Here is a 17449-nt window from a genome sequence, read left to right as displayed (position 1 = left end):
GTACTAGGCCTCGACGAGATTCGGGTCGAAAACCGCCCGGCGTGTCGGCTCGGCGGGTCGGATGGGCTCGACCGGTTGCACCGCACGTCGGCCCGCCGAGGTGGCGGTGAACGCGCCCGCGATGACGATCGCCGCACCGATCAGCGCCGGGGCCGACGGCGTCTCGCGCAGGAAGACCCATGAAGCGGCGATGCCCACCACCGGCACCGCCAGCGACAGCGGGGCCACCGTGCCCGCCGGGTAGCGGCTCATCAGATACGTCCACAGGCCCGACCCGGCGATGGTGCCCAGCCCCACGATGTAGGCCAGGGCCGCGAAGGCGGGCCAGCCGTCGGCCGAGAAGGACGCGATCAGGTCGTTCCACCCGGTGGTCGGCCCCTCGGTGAGCGCGGACAGCGTGAACATGGGGATCGGCGGCACCACGGCCATCCACAGCGTCAGGTGCAGCGGCTTCACATTCTCCGATTGCGCTGCGGCCAAACGGGATCCGATATTGCCGAAGGCCCAGCCCAGCCCGCCCGCCAGGGTGAGCAGCAGCGGCAGCAGCGCCGCGCTGTGCGAGCGATCCCAGCCGATCACGCCCATGCCCACCATGGCGACCGCGATGCCCGCCAGCTGGATCCCGCGCAGCCGCTCCCGCAGCAGGATCGCGCCCAGCAGCACCGTGAACGGCGCGGAGGACTGCAACACCAGCGAGGACAGTCCCGTCGGCATGCCCGCGCGCATGGCGGTGAACAGGAACGCGAACTGAAGGATCCCGAACCCCGCGCCGTAGAGCAGCAGCCACCGCCACGGCCCCTTGGGCCGCGGCACGAACAACAGCACCGGAATCGCGATCACGGCGAAGCGCAGCCCGGCGAAGAAGAACGGCGGGAAGTGCTCCAGCCCCACGTGAATGGCCAAGAAGTTCAGGCCCCAGAGCACCACCACGGTGAGCCCGAACAGTCGATCGCGATTGGTCATGCCGAAAATATTGTGCTGGCTAATAGATAAGAACAATCGAATAATTCTGCAACAACGATGTAGTAAAACTTAACTGTGCCCCAGCCAGACCCACCCCGCTCGGTCCCTCCCCCGCGCCGCGTCACCCGCGACACCCGTGCCGAGTCCGCCCCGAAATCCACGGCACTGCCCGGCCCCGAGGGGCCCCCGGCCCGGGCACGCCGCGTGCGCCCCGGCCAGCCGGCCACCCGCGCACAGCCGGTCACGCCGGCTCCGGCCCGGCGCGTGGAATCGGCCGGACCACGGTCGGCCGGATTCGATCTCGCGCGCGACGACGCCACCGCACCCGGATCCGCCACCGCGGGACCGGCACCCGGCCGGGCCGACGCGGCAGTCCCCGATTCGCCGGGACCGGGGCAGGCTCGCACGGACCGGGCCGACGGTCCGCTCATGTCGCTCGAAAGGCTGCGCGTGCTGCGGGAATTGGCCGATCGCGGGACGGTTGCCGCGGTGGCCGAGGCGCTCTCGATGACCCCGTCGGCGGTGTCGCAGCAGTTGAAGGTGCTGGCCCGGGAGGCCGGGGTCGCGCTGCTGGAACCCGACGGCCGACGGGTGCGGCTCACCGATGCGGGCCGGGCGCTGGTGGTGCGCGCCGATGAGGTGCTGGAAGCCATGGAACGCGCGGTCAGCGAGATGGCCGAGTATCGCGGGTCGCCGCGCGGGCGGGTGCGGGTGGCGCTGTTCCCCTCCGGGGCGACGCTGCTGCTGCCGCATGTCCTGGCCGAACTCGAGGACAGCGGCGTGGAGGTGGTGGCCGCCGACGAGGACGTCCCGCCGAGCGAGGTGCAGCGTTTGCTGGCCGATTACGACCTGGTCCTCACCCACCGCGACGAGCGCTCACCGTCGCTGGGCGGCCCGCGCGTCTCCTCGCGGGTGCTGATGCGCGAGCCCATCGACGTGGTGGTCGCCCCCGGCCATCGCCTGGCCCGCCAGGGCGCGGTGGTCCCGGCCGAGCTGGCCGACGAAACCTGGATCAGCGTCCGCACCGGCTTCCCGGTCGACGACGTACTGCGCTCCATCGCGACCGTGACCGGGGTCCAGCCCCGAATCGCGCAGCGCCTCAACGAATTCAGCGTGATCGAGGCCCTGGTCGCGGCCGACTACGGCGTCGCCCTCATGCCCCGCTACGCGGTCCGCCACCCGGACCTGGTGATGCTGCGCCTGGCCGGGGTCCGCGCCGCCCGCGTCTACGACCTCGCCACCCGCACGCACGCCGACAAACGCCCGGCGGTGGCCATGGTCATCGCCGCCTTCCAGACCGCCGCCCGCCGGGCCACGGGGCTCGAATAGTTCCCGCCGAACACCCGAAATCAGCGGTTGACTTGGAGAGCACTCCAGGTTTTAGCGTTGGCCGCATGAGCATTCGACTCGGGTATCAGATGCCGAACTTCAGCTACGGGGTCGCGCCGCGGGATCTTTTCCCGGCGGTGGTGGCGCAGGCGCGGGAGGCGGAAGCGGCGGGCTTCGACGCGGCCTTCGTGATGGACCACTTCTACCAGTTGCCGCTGTTGGGCGCGCCCAGCGAACCCATGCTGGAGGCGTACACGGCGTTGTCCGGGCTGGCCGCCTCGACCGAGCGAATCCAGCTGTCCGCCTTGGTGACCGGCAATACCTACCGGAATCCGGCGCTCACCGCCAAGACCGTCACCACCCTGGACGTGGTGAGCCGGGGGCGGGCCGTGCTGGGCATCGGGGCGGGCTGGTTCGAGCTCGAGCACCAGGCCTACGGCTTCGACTTCGGCACCTTCACCGAGCGTTTCGAGAAGCTGGAGGAGGCGCTCGAGATCATCACCCCGATGCTGCGCGGGCAGCACTCCAGCTTCGACGGCAAGTGGTACCGCACCGACGACGCCATGAACGAGCCGCGCGTGCGCGACGACCTGCCGATCTTGCTCGGCGGTGGCGGTGAGAAGAAGACCTTCGGGTTGGCGGCCCGGTTCGCCGACCACCTCAATATCATCTGCAACGCCTCCGAACTGCCCCGCAAGCTGGACGCCCTGCACGCCCGGTGCGACGAGGTGGGCCGCGATCCGAAGACGCTCGAGACCAGCTTCCTGGCCTTCGTCATCGTGGACGAGGACGGGGATCGCGCGCGGAAGGTCCAGGCGGAGATGCTGGCCCGGCTCGGGATCACCGATCTGGGCTCGATCCCGACGGCGGCCCTGCGCAATACCCCCGCCGATCGTCAGTTCGTCGGCACCCCGGACGAGGTCGCCGAGCAGATCCAGTCCCGGGTGCTGGACCAGGGCATCGACGGCATCATCGTCAATATGGTCACCAATGGCCACGAGGCGGGCGCCGTCGAGCTCGCCGGGCGGGCGCTGGCTCCGCTGGTCAAGGCCTGAACCCCGCGAATAACAAATGCCCCGAAGCTCTTTCGAGCTCCGGGGCATTCATCGTTCACTGCGTCACTGATGTTGCGGCGGGTAGCCGCCACCCTGCTGCGGCGGGAAACCGGGCTGCTGCTGCGGATATCCGCCCTGCTGCGGCGGGAACCCCTGTGCCGCGGCGTGATAGCCGAAATCGTCCGCGACCATGGCGGCCAGTTCCAGCAGTGCCCGCCGGGTCGGCTTGCCGACCAGCTCCAGGTCGATCTCCGCGCCCTCGGCCAGGTGATCGTCGAAGGGCACGACCTGCACGGCGCGGGTGCGGTCCAGGAACAGCTTGCGCAGCTGATCCAGGTCGACCGTGGAGGAACCCTTGCGAGAAGCGTTGACCACCACCACGGTTCGCTCCACCAGCTTGTGGTAGCCGTGATGGTCGAGCCAGTCCAGCGTCGCCGAGGCGCTGCGCGCGCCGTCGATGGCCGGGGAGGGGACCAGCACCAGCGAGCTCGCCATATCCAGCACGCCGGACATGGCCGAGTGCATCAGGCCGGTGCCGCAGTCGGTGAGGATGATGTTGTAGAACTGCTGCAGGATGCCGATGGCCTTGCGGTAGTCCGCCTCGGAGAACGCCTCCGACACCGCCGGATCCTGTTCGGAGGCAAGCACTTCCAGGCGGCTCGGGGCCTGCGAGGTGTGCGCCCGGACATCGGAGTAGCGGCTGATGCGCCCGTCCTCCAACAGGTTTCGCACCGTGGATCGGGTCTGCCGGGGCACGCGGTGCGCCAGCGTCCCGAGGTCGGGGTTGGCGTCGATGGCGATCACCCGGTCACCGCGCAACGAGGCGAAGGTGGAGCCGAGACCGACCGTGGTGGTGGTCTTGCCGACGCCGCCCTTGAGCGGCAGGATGGCGATCCGATAGTCCCCGCGCACCGGCTGGTTCACCCGGTCCACCAGCTGCCGGTACACCACATCCGCGGCCGACTCGCCGGGATTGATGGCACCGCCGGAGGCCTTGTGCACGGCGCGCCGCCACCCGCTGCGCGGTGCGCGCTTGGCCCGCTTCAACAGGTTCAGGTCATTGACGGAATGCCCCGGAGGCATCGCGGGCTGGCCGTACTGCTGCCCGAAGCCACCCGGCTGCTGCTGCGGAAAGTCTTGCTGCTGTTGCGGATTCCAGCCCGGCTGGAATCCCACCTGCGGCTGGGGCTGCTGCGGCGGCACGACCGGAGGCGGCGACCAGCTGTAGATCGGCCCACCCGGCTGATCGTTCGACGGCGCGAACTGACCCGGCTGACCCGGTCCACCGAAATGTCCCGGCTCCCCGTGGTTTTCGCCACCGCCCGGCACACCCTGCTCCGGGAACACCCGGCGCACCATGCCGTCGCTGCCGATCTCCTGGCGGATATCGCCGTAGGGCGTGTGGTCCACCACCTCGCCGAGCATTCCGCCCGGTGCCGGAAATCCGTTCGGCGCACCGGGATTCGGCGGCATGCCCGGACCGGGCGGCGGCGCGAACTGGCCGGAATCCGGCGGCGGGAAACCGCCGTTGGGCGCGAATCCGGGCGGCGGACCGTACGGCCCGGGAGCACCCGGCGCGAAGGGATTGTGGCCGTCGGGCCCGTAGGGCCCCGGGAAGGGACCGCCAGGCGCCGCGAACGGGTTCCCCTCGCCCGGCCCGCCCGGGAACTGCCCCGGCCCACCGGACAGGTGCACGGTCTGGTCGATCGAATCCGGCACCGGCGGGAAGAACCCGGCGGCCTGCTCCTCGGAGTCGGTCCCGGATGCCTTCACCTCGGCGGGCTCGTCCAGCTCTGCCGCATCGTCCGGCACCTTGACGACGTCTTCGTCGTCCGGTGTCCCCGGCTTCGAGGTCGAATTCTGATCTTTCGTGGTCACGTGTCCCCCATCTGCTCGACAGCTCGAACAGAGAGCTCGGCGCTATTGCGTCCCAACGCTAGCATTCCGGAGCCCTCCAGACGCGGCGAGCCCGCCTCGACAATGCCGAGACGGGCTCTCCTACCTGCGGTTTCATTCAGCCTTTACGGGCTGCGCGGTTGACGGCGGAGACGACCGCGCGCAACGAGGCGGTGGTGATGGAGGTGGCGATGCCGACACCCCAGGTGACCTGGTCGCCGATGGCCACCTCGACGTAGGCCGCGGCCTGGGCGTCGTCGCCGGAGGACATGGCGTGCTCGCTGTAGTCCAGCACGCGCACGTCGTAGTCGATGGTGGCCAGCGCGTCGACGAAGGCGGCCAGCGGGCCGTTGCCCTCACCGGAGATGGCGTGCTCGACGCCGTCCACCTTGACCACGGCCTCGATGTGGTCGACGCCGCCGTCGATCTCGGAGGCGGTGACCTTCTGGCGGATGCGCTCCAGCGGCAGGATCGGGGTCAGGTACTCCTCGGAGAAGACGTCCCACATCTCCTTCGGCGTGACCTCGCCGCCCTCGCCGTCGGTGATCTTCTGCACGGCCTGCGAGAACTCGATCTGCAGGCGGCGCGGCAGCACCAGGCCGTGATCGGTCTTCATGATGTAGGCGACGCCGCCCTTGCCGGACTGCGAATTCACCCGGATGACGGCCTCGTAGGTGCGGCCGACGTCCTTCGGGTCGATGGGCAGGTACGGGACTGCCCACACGATGTCGTCCACGTCCGCGCCCTGCGCGTCGGCGTCGGCCTTCATGGCGTCCAGGCCCTTGTTGATGGCGTCCTGGTGCGAGCCGGAGAATGCGGTGTAGACCAGGTCGCCGCCGTAGGGGTGGCGCTCGGCGACGGGCAGCTGGTTGCAGTACTCGACCGTGCGGCGGATCTCGTCGATGTTGGAGAAGTCGATCTGCGGGTCGATGCCGCGGGAGAACATGTTCATGCCCAGCGTCACCAGGCAGACATTGCCGGTGCGCTCGCCATTGCCGAACAGACAGCCCTCGATGCGGTCGGCCCCGGCCTGGTAGCCCAGCTCGGCGGCGGCCACGGCGGTGCCACGGTCATTGTGCGGGTGCAGCGACAGCACGATGGAGTCGCGCCGCGCCAGGTTGCGGTGCATCCACTCGATGGAGTCGGCGTAGACGTTGGGCGTCGCCATCTCCACGGTCGCGGGCAGGTTGATGATCAGTGGCTTGGCCGGGGTCGGCTGAATGATCTCGGAGACCGCGTCGCATACCTCGCGGGCGTAGTCCAGCTCGGTGCCGGTGTAGGACTCGGGGCTGTACTCGTAGCGCCAGTTGGTGTCGGGGTAGCGCTTCTCCACCTCCAGGCACAGCTCGGCCGCGTCGGTGGCGATCTTCTTGACCGCGGCGCGGTCCGCGCGGAAGACCACGCGGCGCTGCAGGATCGAGGTCGAGTTGTAGAAGTGGACGATCACGTTCGTGGCGCCGTTGCAGGCCTCGAAGGTGCGCTCGATCAGCTCGGGCCGGGACTGGGTCAGCACCTGGATGGTGACGTCGTCCGGAATCGCGCCGTCCTCGATGATCTCGCGGACGAAGTCGAAGTCGGTCTGCGAGGCGGACGGGAAGCCGACCTCGATCTCCTTGTAGCCCATGCGCACCAGCAGGTCGAACATGCGGCGCTTGCGGGCGGGGCTCATCGGGTCGATCAGCGCCTGGTTGCCGTCGCGCAGATCCACGGCACACCAGCCGGGCGCGCGGTCGATGATCTTGTCCGGCCAGGTGCGATCCGGCACCTCGACGGGCTCGACCTCTTCGGCGAAGGGGCGGTACCGGAACACCGGCATCGAGGAGTTCTTCTGCGTGTTCCAGGCGGGCTGGTCGGCGGGCGCGGGCTTGGACGGCGGGGTGATGGTGCGCGTACCGGATACGAAGGCGTCAGCAGGGGACATGGCGATTATCTCCGAGAGTGAGTCTGGATCCCAAAGGTTGGGTAGACCGGCACGGCGAATCCCCGCGACGGGAGCCGGTCCGTATCAGAACCCGTCGCGGCGGCCGAGGAGAAGAAGTGCCCGCTGCATGATGATCACGAGTTTACATGTGGGCAATAGAAGCCCGTAAGTCGGGGAGGCGGGGGCCACAGTCCGAGTGTGTCACTCATCGGCCGGACTCGGGGCCACATCGACCGAGACCGTGATGGTGGATTCCTTGGCGTCGGTGTAGATGATGCCGCGCAGGGGCGGGACATCGGCGTAGTCGCGGCCCCAGGCGACGGTGACGTAGCGGTCGTCGGCGAACTGATTGTTGGTGGGGTCGAAGGCGATCCAGTGGCCCGGCTCGCCGTTCGCGGCCGGGTCGCCCGGGTGCCAGACGGCGGCCCAGGCATGGGTGGCGTCCGCGCCGACCATGCGTTCCTTGCCCGGGGGCGGGTCGGTGGCGAGGTAGCCGGAGACGTAGCGCCCGGCCAGGCCCGGCGAGCGCAGGCAGGCGATGCCGAGGCGGGCGAAGTCCTGGCAGACGCCGCGGCGTTCGGCGAAGACGTCGGCGACGCTGGTGCTCACGGTGGTGGAGCCGGATTCGTAGGTGAAATCGGTGTGGATGCGGGCGGTCAGCTCCTTGACCGCTTCCAGCAGCGGGCGGCCGGGCGGGAAGGACGCGGCGGCGTAGTCGGCGACCTCGGGGGTGATTTCCTCGGGCGTGAGGTCGAGGGTGAATTCGACTGCGAGCGGGCCGTTCCCGGTGGTGGGGCGGGCCTGTTCCCAGGTAGGTTCGTCACCGGAGTCGATCGGGGGTGAGATCTCCACGAGGGATTCGCCGGTGACCTCGAGGCGGCGGTGTTCGGCGGTGACCTGGAAGTAGAGGGTGGTGTTGCCGTAGACATCGGTACCGACCGACCTGTCCGATGGCACCGGGTCGATCCGAATGTCATGCGAGAGCAGGCGCTGCCCCGGGAACCCGCGCGGCGTGAGATAGGCGCGGCCGTAGGAGCTGGTGACGACGTCCGAGTACACGTAGACCGTGCGGTGCAGTACCCGGAGCCGCCGCATGACTCACGCTCCGTTCGATTGGGATGAGCGGGGGCCCTCCGTGGTTACGCAGGCTGCCACCTCCGGGCCCTGACCGCTCATCCCACCACCCGGGTGGAACCCCACAGGGGCTGGATGTCGCGGGGCACCGAGAGCCGGGTCGCCTCGAAGGATTCGGACAGTTTGCGCAGCCGCAGGTGGACACCGTCGAGCAGTTCGGCCAGTTCGGTGCGGTGGCCGTCGGCGTCGGTGACTTCCAGGTCGGCGGGGTCGAGGCGGCGCAGCATGCGCTGGGCGTCGGCCAGCAGTCGTTGCGGGCGTGCGGATCCGGAGGCTCCGGGCAGCGCCAGGAAGTCGTCGTTGAGGCGTTCCAGCTGGTAGGCCAGCGAGCGCGGATTGTGCTCGTCGAACAGCAGCAGGCCCGCGACCGCGGCGATGCGCACCGAATCCCGGTGGCGGCGGCGGTAACTCACCGCGGAGACGGTGGCCTGCAGCACCGCGTCGGTCACCACCCGGCCCACCTCGGGCGGATAGGTGTCGGTGAGGGCCGCGGACAGCAGGGCCGAGAGCGCCAGCGCGCGTTCGATGCGGCGGCCGATATCCATGACGTGCCAGCCGATATCGCGCACGGTCGATTCCGCGTCGATGCCGGTGAGCGCGAGCAGACCGGACAGCGCCCGGGAGTGCACGGCCGAGAGCGCGGCGCCGCGATCACCGCGGCCGCCCCGGTACTCCGAGAGGGCGCGGTCGATGCCGCCGACCACCATCCAGGTGTCGGGTGAGAGCTGATCACGCACGGCGCGTGCGGCTTTCGAGTAGCACTCCACCGAGTAGGCCACCGAACCGGCGAGTTCCCGGTCGACGGTGAGCGAAACCAGGTAGTCGTGGTCACGCCGGGACGCGCCGGGCAGCGCGATGGGCACCGTCTGCTCGTCGGAGTACTCGCGGCGGCGCGACGATTGCGACCGCCCCTGGGATTGCGACTGACTTTGGGTCTGGGCCTGCGGCTGCTTGCGCCGGGTCCGCCGTCGCTCGGCCGGATCCCGTTGCGCCGCGGCCGGTCTCGGGGCGGGCGCGGTGGTGCCGGTCATGCGGCCGAGCGCGGCCATCAGCACCGGCATGGCCTCCGCGCCCTCCATCCAGGGCCGGTAGCGGTAGTCCTGGTGGCGGTCGTGGATGGCGCTGAGCAGGCGCACGCCCGCCTCGGCGCGCTCGCCGTAGCGGCCCAGCCAGAACAGGTCGTTGAGCACGCGCGGGGAACTGACCACGTCCACCGTCGCCATGGCGGGTACCCGGCGTTCACGTTCCTCGAGCACCTCGACGGCGGGGGCGGCCGGGACGGCGGCGGGGGCCGCACGCACCCAGACGTCCTTGGCGGCGGCCTCGCCGATCATGCCGTCGGGTCCGCCGTGCTGGTGCAACTGCCCCAAACCGCCCTGCATGACGCGATATCCGACCCGCCCGGCGAGTGAGAAGAGGCGGACCGCGACGGGCGCGGCGGCCAGTCCGCCCGAGGCGTCCACGGCCGGTGCGACCGAGAAGCGGGCCGGTTCCTGACCGCCCCATTTCCAGCCCTCGGCCACGATGCGGGCCCGCCATGCCGCGCGCTGCACCGCGGTGAGCAGGGGCCCGAAGACGGTGGTGTCGTCCACCGCGGAGCGCAGGACCAGCCGGTGCAGGTTGGCGGCCAGGTGTGAGCGTTCGGAGTCGTCACCGCCCCAATAGGATTCGATGCCGGGCAGCTCGAGGTCCTCGTCCAGCAGCCGCCGGGACAGCCGGGGCAGGAACCCGGCGAGCGCGGGATTCTCCAGCAGGCCGCTGCCCAGGGTGTTGACCACCGTGACCGCGCCCCGGCGCAGCACCTCCACCAGGCCCACCACGCCGAGGCGCGAATCCGGCCGCAGGTCCAGGGGATCGGAGAATTCGGCGTCCACCCGGCGCAGCACCACGTCGACTCGCTCCAGGGTGCCCAGCGAACGCATCCACAGGCGGCCGTCGCGGACCACCAGGTCGGCGCTCTCCACCAGCGGGAAACCCAGGACCGACGCCAGATACGCCTGATCGAAGGCGGTTTCGGAGTGCACGCCCGGGCTCAGCACCACGACCACCGGCTCCTCGTCGTCGGCGGCCTGCGGGGCGGCCTCGATGAGCATCAGGCGCATGGCCCGCACGAAGGGGGTGAGCGGGCGCGGGCTGGCCAGTTCGAAGGCCTCCGGGATGGCGGTGGAGACGACACGGCGGTCGGCCAGCGCGTAGCCCGCGCCGGACGGGGCCTGCGCCCAGTCGGCCAGTACCCGGAAGCCGCCGTCGTCCCAGCGGCTGACATCGCAGGCGTGCAGGAACAGCTGATGGCGTCCGGGCAGCGTAATGCCGTGCGCCGCACGCACGTAGCCGCGATGGCCGAAGACCACCCGCGGCGGCAGCAGGCCCTCGGTGAGGGTGCGGCGCGGGCCGTACACGTCGGCCAGAATCGCGTCGAGCAGCCGGGAGCGTTGCACCACACCGGATTCCAGCGCCGACCAGTCGGTGTCGGAGACCAGCAGCGGGATCGGATCCAGCCGCCACGGGGACGGGGTGGCGGGCTCCTCGGCGGACGTCAGTTCGGTATAGGTGATGCCGTCGTCCTCGATCAGCCGCCGGACCCGGCCGTCGATGCGCCGCAGACCCTCCCGGCCCCGGTCCAGGAAGTCGGCGGACAGGTCGGCCCAGCTCGCGCGCAGGCGGCCGTCACGCTCGACGAGTTCGTCGTAGTAGCCGCCGGTGGGCAGGCCGCAGGCGTCGCGCGCCCCGGTATCGGCCGCCCCGGCACGGTAATTCGCGAATTCCTCGAGCACCTCGCGGCGCGCGGCCAGGGCGGTCCACCGATCGGGTTCCTCGGGCGTGGCGTCGCCCGGCGGCACCGCGTCGAGCACTGTCACCGCTACCACTTCCCCGGGTATGCCTATCGATCGCCGACGATGCCCCACACGGTCCGCGCCCGGCGCAGATCGAGTATTCCGGGTGCACCGACATCTGTCGCTTGTATGGCCATTTTGGCACGCAAATCCGCGAGGTCCACCGGGCCGGGGGTATGTCCGGAGGCTTCGAACCGCCGATTGCGCCGGGATTGCGCCACCACCGAATTCACCGGCGGCCCGGCGTAGAACATGCCGCCGGGATGACTCACGTGATAGGTGCAGCCGCCACGGGACAGACCGGTCTCCCGCTCGATGATGTCGAAGGCCAGGGGCGCGTCGACGGTGATCGTCGGATGCAGGGACTCCGGCGGCTGCCAGGCCCGGTAGCGCACGCCCGCCACCTGGACGTCCGCCCGCCCGGCCGCGACCAGCGGCAGCGGGAAACCATTGCAGGTCACCACGTATCGATCCCGGTCGGCGCCGGTCACCTTCACCTGCAGACGCTCCACCGAGGAGTCGACGTAGCGGGCGGTGCCGGAGGCGGTGGTCTGTTCCCCGAGGGTGTTCCACGGTTCGATGGCCCCGCGCAGTTCCACTTCCATGTCCCCGAGTACCACCGTGCCGAAGCGGGGAAAACGAAACTCCGAGAACGGATCGAGCCAACTGGTATCGAATTCGATACCGTGCGAGCGCAGATCGGCCGCGACCTCGGCGATATCGGCCTGCAGGAAATGCGGCAGCAGATAGCGCCCGTGCAGATTCGCGCCGTGCCGGATGAGCGGCGCGGTGTAGGGCCGCTCCCAGAAACGCAGCACCAGCGCGCGCACCAGCAGCGACTGCACCATGGCCATGCGGAAGTGCGGCGGCATCTCGAAGCCGCGCAATTCCACGAGACCGAGACGGCCGCGTACGGAATCGGGACTGTAGAGCTTGTCGATGCAGAACTCCGCGCGATGGGTATTGCCGGTGAGGTCGGTGAGCAAATGGCGCAGCGCGCGATCGACCGCCCAGGGCGGGGCGGGGTGTTCCCCAGCCGGGGATTCCGCCGCAGGGTAGGCGTTTTCGCTCGCGTCGCGGCTCAGCCTGGCAATCTCCGCGAAGGCGATCTCGAGTTCGTAGAGCGCATCCTCGCGGCCCTCGTCGACCCGGGGAGCCTGCGAGGTCGGGCCGACGAAACGACCCGAGAACAGATAGGACAGCGCCGGATGCCGCTGCCAGTAGGTGAGCATCGAAACCAGCAGGTCCGGTCTGCGCAGCAGCGGCGACCGCGCCGGGGTGCGACCGCCCAGCGTGATGTGATTGCCGCCGCCCGTGCCGCGATCGGTGCCGTCCACATCGAAGGACTCGGTGCTCAACCGGGCCAGCCGGGCCTGCTCGTAGAGCGTGTCCAGCAACTCCGACTGCTCCGTGAAACCCGTTGTGGGCTGCACGTTCACCTCGATCACGCCCGGATCCGGTGCCAGCGACAGCGCGTGCAGCCTGCCGTCGGCCGGAGGCGGATACCCCTCCAGCACGACCGGCACCCCGGCCGCGGCCACCGCGTCCTCCACCCGGCGCACCAGATCGCAGTACGCCCCGAATTCGCCGATGGGCGGCAGGAATACGTGCAGCAGGCCGTCGCGGACCTCGGCCACCACGGCGGTGATCGGTGCGCGCTCGGCGGATTCCACGACCGCGGACGGCTCGTCGGGGCTGAACGGCAGGCGCGGCGCGAACGGATCCGCCTCCGGCCGCGGCGGCGGCGCGTTCCAGGTGACCGACCCGAGCGGCAGTCGCAGCCCAGCGGGAGAATCCCCCTCGGTCAACATGATCCGACCGCGCCGCAGCTTCCAGTCAGCGCTGGCCCACCCCGCCTCGTCGTCGCGGCGATACAGCGACAGCACATAGGCGGCAGGCTCGCCGACCGCCGTGTCCAGCCGCGCCAGCATGGCCCGGCGCTCCGCCAGCGAATCCCGCCCGACCTCCAGATCCCCCTCGGCCCGCACCGGCTCGCCGTGCGGAACCGCTGCCTGCGCCGCCAGCCGCAGCAGGGCATCCTCGTAGGCCGGTCGCACCTGGCTGTCGGGCAGTCCCAAACCCGCCGCGATATGCGAGATTACGGCTCGCGCCACCCGCGATCCGGGGCCGACCGCCCCTTCCGCGACGGCCGAATCCACCACGGCGGCAGAATCGGCTGGGGCAGTCGAACCCGTCGCGGTGGCGGAACCGGCCGCAGCGGTCGCCGCGAGGCCCGGGGGGAAACCTTCCGGTCCGTACGCAGTGGCCCGCCGATCGCCCGGGCGCACGCCCCTACGCGGCGGCGCATCACCTTGGCCGCGGGGCTCCGGAAGGTCGATGCGGTGCTCCCGCACTCCCTCCGCCCGCTGCCGGACGTCTCCGCCATGAACCACCGCGCCATTGCCTCGACCACCGACGCCTTTACCTACCCCGGCGGCGGCACCGCCCGCTCCGGCAGTGTCATCGCCCGTCCCGGCAGCGCCATTGCCATGGGCCACAGCATCATTGGGGGCGGTACGCGGATTCCCGGATGCGGCCGCGCTCGTTTCGTCCGCCCTGCCGGCAGTGTTCGGCATCGCCGTTCGGGTGCCCGTGTCGGCGGGGACGAGCTGGTCGGGTGACAGCCATGGGCTGGCGAGCAGGTCCGGGTTGCGCCAGAGTGGTTCGCCGTCGTCGCGCCACAGCATGGCGATTTCCCAGCGCGGCAGGGGTTCTCCGGGGTACCACTTGCCCTGGCGGTACTGCACGAGGCCGGTGGGGGCGTAGATGCGGCGGAGGCGGTCGGCGAGGTCGGCGGCGCGTTCGCGCTTGCGCGGGCCGTCGGCTTCGGTGGTCCATTCCGGGCCGGTCTGGTCGTCGAGGGAGACGAAGGTGGGCTCGCCGCCGATGGTCAGGCCGATGCCCGCGGCCTCGGTTCGGGCGTCCAGGGCGGCACCCGCCGCACGGATGCGCTCCCATTGAGAGTCGGTGTAGGGCAGGGTGACTCGCAGGTCCTCGTGGATCCGGCGCACGGTGTTGGAGAAGTCGAGGGTGGAGCTGACCGGGTCGGTGGCTCCGGTGATCGGGGCCGAGGACACCGGATGCGGGGTGGCGGCCAGCGGAATGTGGCCCTCGCCGGCGAACAAGCCCGAGGTGGGGTCCAGCCCCACCCAGCCCGCGCCCGGGAGATACACCTCGGTCCAGGCGTGCAGATCCGTGAAATCCGCGGGCGGGCCGGAAGGTCCGTCCAGAGACTCGACGTCCTGCGCCAATTGGATGAGGTAGCCCGAGACGAAGCGGGCGGCCAGTCCGAATTCCCGCAGAATGGAGACCAGCAACCACGCCGAATCCCGGCACGAACCCAGACCGGTGCGCAGGGTGTGCTCCGGCGACTGCACGCCGGGCTCCATCCGGATGGTGTAGCTGACATCGTGGCGCAGCGCCTGATTCACGGCGATCAGGAATTCGATGGTGCGCGGTTTGTCGTGCGGAGTGTGGCGGCGCACCCAGTCGCGCACCAATGGGCCGGGGCCGGAACCGGATTCGTCCTCGTCGACCGGTCGCAGATACGGGTCCAGATCGGCGGCGAGCTGCGGCGCGTAGCCGCCGAACGGGAAATTCTCCGCGTGTTCCTCGACGAAGAAGTCGAACGGATTGATCGCGTCCATGTCGGCGATCAGCCCGACCACGATGGACAGCTCGGTGGTGGGTTCGTGGAAGATCAAGCGCGCCAGGAAATTCCCGAACGCGTCCTGTTGCCAGTTCACCCAGTGGTTCCCCGGGCTCACCCGCATCGAGTACGCCTCGATGGTGGTGCGCGTGTGCGGGGCGGGTCGCAGCCGCACGACGTGCGGATGCACGCGCACGGGGCGGTCGAAGGAATAGGTGGTGCGATGCTCGAGGGAAACCTTGATCCCCATCTGTCCAGTGCACCATGCGAAGGCCTTGCACGCTGGCGTTTTTCCGACAGATCGGGCGACACGCGGTGAGCTCCCACAGTTGTCGCACGCAGGTGATATCACCGTAACGACGGGTGAAGGAGGCAGCTGTGCACCCAACCGGTTGCTCACTGTGTGAATCGGCCCTCGATCACTGTCACGGGACATTGATCGTGCACGCCACGGGTTCGGTGGAATGCACCGAACCCGACTGTTTCGATACCGCTCGGGCGCGGCATCTTTTCGTGGCCGACTGCGCCGATGTGGCGGGCGGCTGCGCCTGCGCCACCCCGATCGTGGAGACCGGTCGGCATACCCGGGCGGGCTAGCCACTAGCCTGGCCGGGTGAGCTACGACCTGGTTCTACTGCCCTCCGGTGCCGCCGCGTCCCCCGCCGAGGTGGACGAATATCTGACGGCGCAGGACGGTCGACCCGCCGTCGAGGCCGTCGGCGCGATCGCGGCCGAGCTGGACGAGCGCAATTCCGAACTGCCCGAGGCGGACAGCTTCCTGGGCGCGCCCGCCGCCGACGGCGTGCTGGGCGCGGCGCTGTTCGTGTCCACGCCCTACGACTCGCTCGGGCACACCCGGGACCTGTTGTTCGAGCTGGGTACGCCGCGCGGTTACGCGGTGTGGGATCCGCAGCTGGCCTGGCTGATGGATCCGGCCGATTCGGTCGTCGCGACCGTCACCCACGGCGGGGCCGGTGAGTTCCCGTATCTGACACGGGGACTGGTGGAGGATTGGATTCCGGAGCTGGGACAACCCGGTCCGTATCTGATCGTGGAAACCGGTGATCAGGTCTACATCCAGACCTATCGGCATCCGGACGGGCATTACGACCTGGAATACCGCGACGGGTCCGCGGATAAGCATTTCGCCGCTACGGCAACCGATCCGCGAATTGTCGCCGATCTGATCTGGGGATGGGCCACCGGAGATCGTTCCGGATTCGCGGCACTCGATTGGCAGAAGCTCTCGTTCTGAACCCTCGAATAACGGAGAGATTCCAATTTCGGCTCGCCCGACATGGCAACGAAGCCCGAGCGCGAGCCGGAAAGCTAACATTTCGCTAATGGCACGCGGTGTATTCGAGCATGTTCGCAATACTCTCACCGAGGCGAGGAGCGAAAGATGAAGCTACGTCCGACCATGAGTGCGGGGACCTTGCGTAAGGGCTTGGCCGTCGTGGCCGGATTAGCGGCTACCTTCGCCATCGCGGTGGCATTGCACGCCAGCGGCGCGGGGGCGGATATCCCCAGGAATGTCCAGCACATTCCGTGTCCCCAGCCGGCGGCGCTCCCGGCACCCCTGCCCGCGCCGCCGACCTGGACATAACTTCTAAAGCGCCCGGCGGCCGGAAAGTGCCCGGCCCAGGGTCAATTCGTCGGCGAACTCCAGGTCGCCGCCCATGGGCAGGCCGCTGGCCAAGCGGGTGACACTGAGGCCCGGGAAGTCGCGCAGCATGCGGACCAGGTAGGTGGCCGTCGCCTCGCCCTCGGTATTGGGGTCGGTGGCGATGATGACCTCGGTGACGTCCACGCCGTCGTCCTGATTTCCGATGCGGGTCAGGAGTTCCCGAATGCGGAGCTGGTCCGGCCCGATGCCCGAGAGCGGATCGAGCGCGCCGCCGAGCACGTGGTAGCGGCCGCGGAATTCGCGGGTGCGCTCGATGGCCTGCACGTCCTTGGGCTCCTCGACCACGCAGATCATGGTGCGGTCGCGGCGCGGGTCGGCGCAGATGCGGCAGAGTTCACCGTCGGAGACGGTGCCGCAGACGGCGCAGAAGCGCACGCCGTCGCGCACCTTCTGTAGCGCCGCCTGCAGGCGGTCGATCTCCGGCGGCTCCACCGAGAGGAGATGGAACGCGATGCGCTGCGCGCTCTTCGGGCCGACGCCGGGCAGTTTGCCCAGCTCGTCGATGAGATCCTGAACCGGACCCTCGTACACCTACGCCGTCCTCCGTCAGAATCCGGGCAGCGCGCCGCCGCCGAAGCCGCCCGCCAGCGGGCCCAGCCGCTCGGCGGCCAGGTTCTGCGCCGACTCCATGGCGTTGTTGAGCGCGCCGATGATCAGGTCCTGCAGGGTGTCGATGTCCTCGGGGTCGACCACCTTCGGGTCGATGGTGAGCGCCAGCACCTCGCCGGTGGCCTTGATCCGGGCGCGCACCAGGCCGCCGCCCGCCTCGCCCTCGACCTCGGATTCCGCGATCTCCTGCTGCGCGGCCATGACGGCCTGCTGCATCTGCTGGGCCTGTGCCATCAGGGCCTGCATGTCGAAACCTTCACCGGGCTGCACGGCGCGTCCTTCCTGGGGGGATGGTGATCGCTGTCCAGCCTAGTCGCCGACGCGCGCCGGTCTTCTTGACTCTCCCCTCACTGGAGGGTGTTCGCTTAGTAC

The 17449-nt window shown here is 69.8% G+C and carries 12 protein-coding genes and 2 pseudogenes; 5 read left to right on the top strand and 9 right to left on the bottom strand.

What is annotated here, in order from left to right; translation table 11 throughout:
• Positions 1 to 3: 3 nt before the first annotated feature.
• On the bottom strand, positions 4 to 963 hold the full coding sequence (locus tag NS2_RS30695) for an EamA family transporter (protein ID WP_052086970.1): 960 nt from the start codon (positions 961 to 963) through the stop codon (positions 4 to 6).
• A 429-nt stretch (positions 964 to 1392) separates the two neighbouring features.
• On the opposite strand from NS2_RS30695, the gene NS2_RS30690 reads away from it, so the two are divergent.
• On the top strand, positions 1393 to 2292 hold the full coding sequence (locus NS2_RS30690; RefSeq protein ID WP_033090840.1) for a LysR family transcriptional regulator: 900 nt from the start codon (positions 1393 to 1395) through the stop codon (positions 2290 to 2292).
• Between the two features lie 65 nt (positions 2293 to 2357).
• Positions 2358 to 3347 carry an LLM class F420-dependent oxidoreductase gene (locus NS2_RS30685; RefSeq protein ID WP_033090837.1) on the top strand — a complete coding sequence of 330 codons (990 nt, stop codon included), beginning with the start codon at positions 2358 to 2360 and terminating at the stop codon, positions 3345 to 3347.
• 63 nt (positions 3348 to 3410) lie between these two features.
• Here NS2_RS30685 and NS2_RS30680 read toward each other — a convergent pair whose 3' ends face one another.
• The 6 genes and pseudogenes from NS2_RS30680 to NS2_RS38275 all read right to left on the bottom strand — a co-directional run.
• Entirely contained in the window at positions 3411 to 5225 is a 1815-nt protein-coding gene (locus NS2_RS30680) for a MinD/ParA family ATP-binding protein (RefSeq protein WP_228102588.1), read from the bottom strand.
• A gap of 136 nt (positions 5226 to 5361) precedes the next feature.
• Complete coding sequence (gene leuA, locus NS2_RS30675; protein ID WP_033090836.1) at positions 5362 to 7164, bottom strand: 2-isopropylmalate synthase; 1803 nt, start codon at positions 7162 to 7164, stop codon at positions 5362 to 5364.
• A gap of 201 nt (positions 7165 to 7365) precedes the next feature.
• Positions 7366 to 8259, bottom strand: coding sequence for a transglutaminase family protein (locus NS2_RS30670; RefSeq protein ID WP_036550053.1), 894 nt, complete (start codon positions 8257 to 8259; stop codon positions 7366 to 7368).
• Positions 8260 to 8336: 77 nt separating this feature from the next.
• A complete protein-coding gene (locus NS2_RS30665) occupies positions 8337 to 11156 on the bottom strand; it encodes a circularly permuted type 2 ATP-grasp protein (protein ID WP_261772327.1) in 2820 nt (939 codons plus the stop codon).
• A gap of 23 nt (positions 11157 to 11179) precedes the next feature.
• Positions 11180 to 13237 (bottom strand): annotated as a pseudogene (locus NS2_RS38280) (transglutaminase family protein); the annotation flags it as partial.
• 348 nt (positions 13238 to 13585) lie between these two features.
• Positions 13586 to 15031 (bottom strand): annotated as a pseudogene (locus NS2_RS38275) (transglutaminase family protein); the annotation flags it as partial.
• Between the two features lie 191 nt (positions 15032 to 15222).
• Here NS2_RS38275 and NS2_RS30655 point away from each other — a divergent pair.
• From NS2_RS30655 to NS2_RS30645, 3 genes are all read left to right on the top strand, one after another.
• Positions 15223 to 15378, top strand: a complete 156-nt coding sequence (locus tag NS2_RS30655; RefSeq protein ID WP_373456117.1) for a hypothetical protein — start codon at positions 15223 to 15225, stop codon at positions 15376 to 15378.
• A 16-nt stretch (positions 15379 to 15394) separates the two neighbouring features.
• Positions 15395 to 16036, top strand: coding sequence for a hypothetical protein (locus NS2_RS30650; protein ID WP_036550044.1), 642 nt, complete (start codon positions 15395 to 15397; stop codon positions 16034 to 16036).
• Positions 16037 to 16183: 147 nt separating this feature from the next.
• Entirely contained in the window at positions 16184 to 16387 is a 204-nt protein-coding gene (locus NS2_RS30645; RefSeq protein ID WP_143161508.1) for a hypothetical protein, read from the top strand.
• A gap of 3 nt (positions 16388 to 16390) precedes the next feature.
• Here the strand turns inward: NS2_RS30645 and recR are convergent, their stop codons facing one another.
• Together recR and NS2_RS30635 are read right to left on the bottom strand one after the other, a co-directional pair.
• Positions 16391 to 16999 carry a recombination mediator RecR gene (gene recR / locus NS2_RS30640; RefSeq protein WP_033090831.1) on the bottom strand — a complete coding sequence of 203 codons (609 nt, stop codon included), beginning with the start codon at positions 16997 to 16999 and terminating at the stop codon, positions 16391 to 16393.
• 15 nt (positions 17000 to 17014) lie between these two features.
• Positions 17015 to 17347 carry a YbaB/EbfC family nucleoid-associated protein gene (locus NS2_RS30635; RefSeq protein ID WP_033090830.1) on the bottom strand — a complete coding sequence of 111 codons (333 nt, stop codon included), beginning with the start codon at positions 17345 to 17347 and terminating at the stop codon, positions 17015 to 17017.
• Between the last annotated feature and the right edge of the window lie 102 nt (positions 17348 to 17449).

Origin of the sequence: Nocardia seriolae NBRC 15557, from assembly GCF_007990715.1 — a bacterium.
Classification (GTDB): Bacteria; Actinomycetota; Actinomycetes; order Mycobacteriales; family Mycobacteriaceae; genus Nocardia; species Nocardia seriolae.
This window is presented reverse-complemented; position numbering and strand designations above follow the sequence as displayed.

Coding starts and splice junctions, on each gene's coding strand:
- NS2_RS30695 (WP_052086970.1), bottom strand. CDS start 963: ATGACCAATCGCGATCGACTGTTCGGGCTCACCGTGGTGGTGCTCTGG.
- NS2_RS30690 (WP_033090840.1), top strand. CDS start 1,393: ATGTCGCTCGAAAGGCTGCGCGTGCTGCGGGAATTGGCCGATCGCGGG.
- NS2_RS30685 (WP_033090837.1), top strand. CDS start 2,358: ATGAGCATTCGACTCGGGTATCAGATGCCGAACTTCAGCTACGGGGTC.
- leuA (WP_033090836.1), bottom strand. CDS start 7,164: ATGTCCCCTGCTGACGCCTTCGTATCCGGTACGCGCACCATCACCCCG.
- NS2_RS30670 (WP_036550053.1), bottom strand. CDS start 8,259: ATGCGGCGGCTCCGGGTACTGCACCGCACGGTCTACGTGTACTCGGAC.
- NS2_RS30645 (WP_143161508.1), top strand. CDS start 16,184: ATGAAGCTACGTCCGACCATGAGTGCGGGGACCTTGCGTAAGGGCTTG.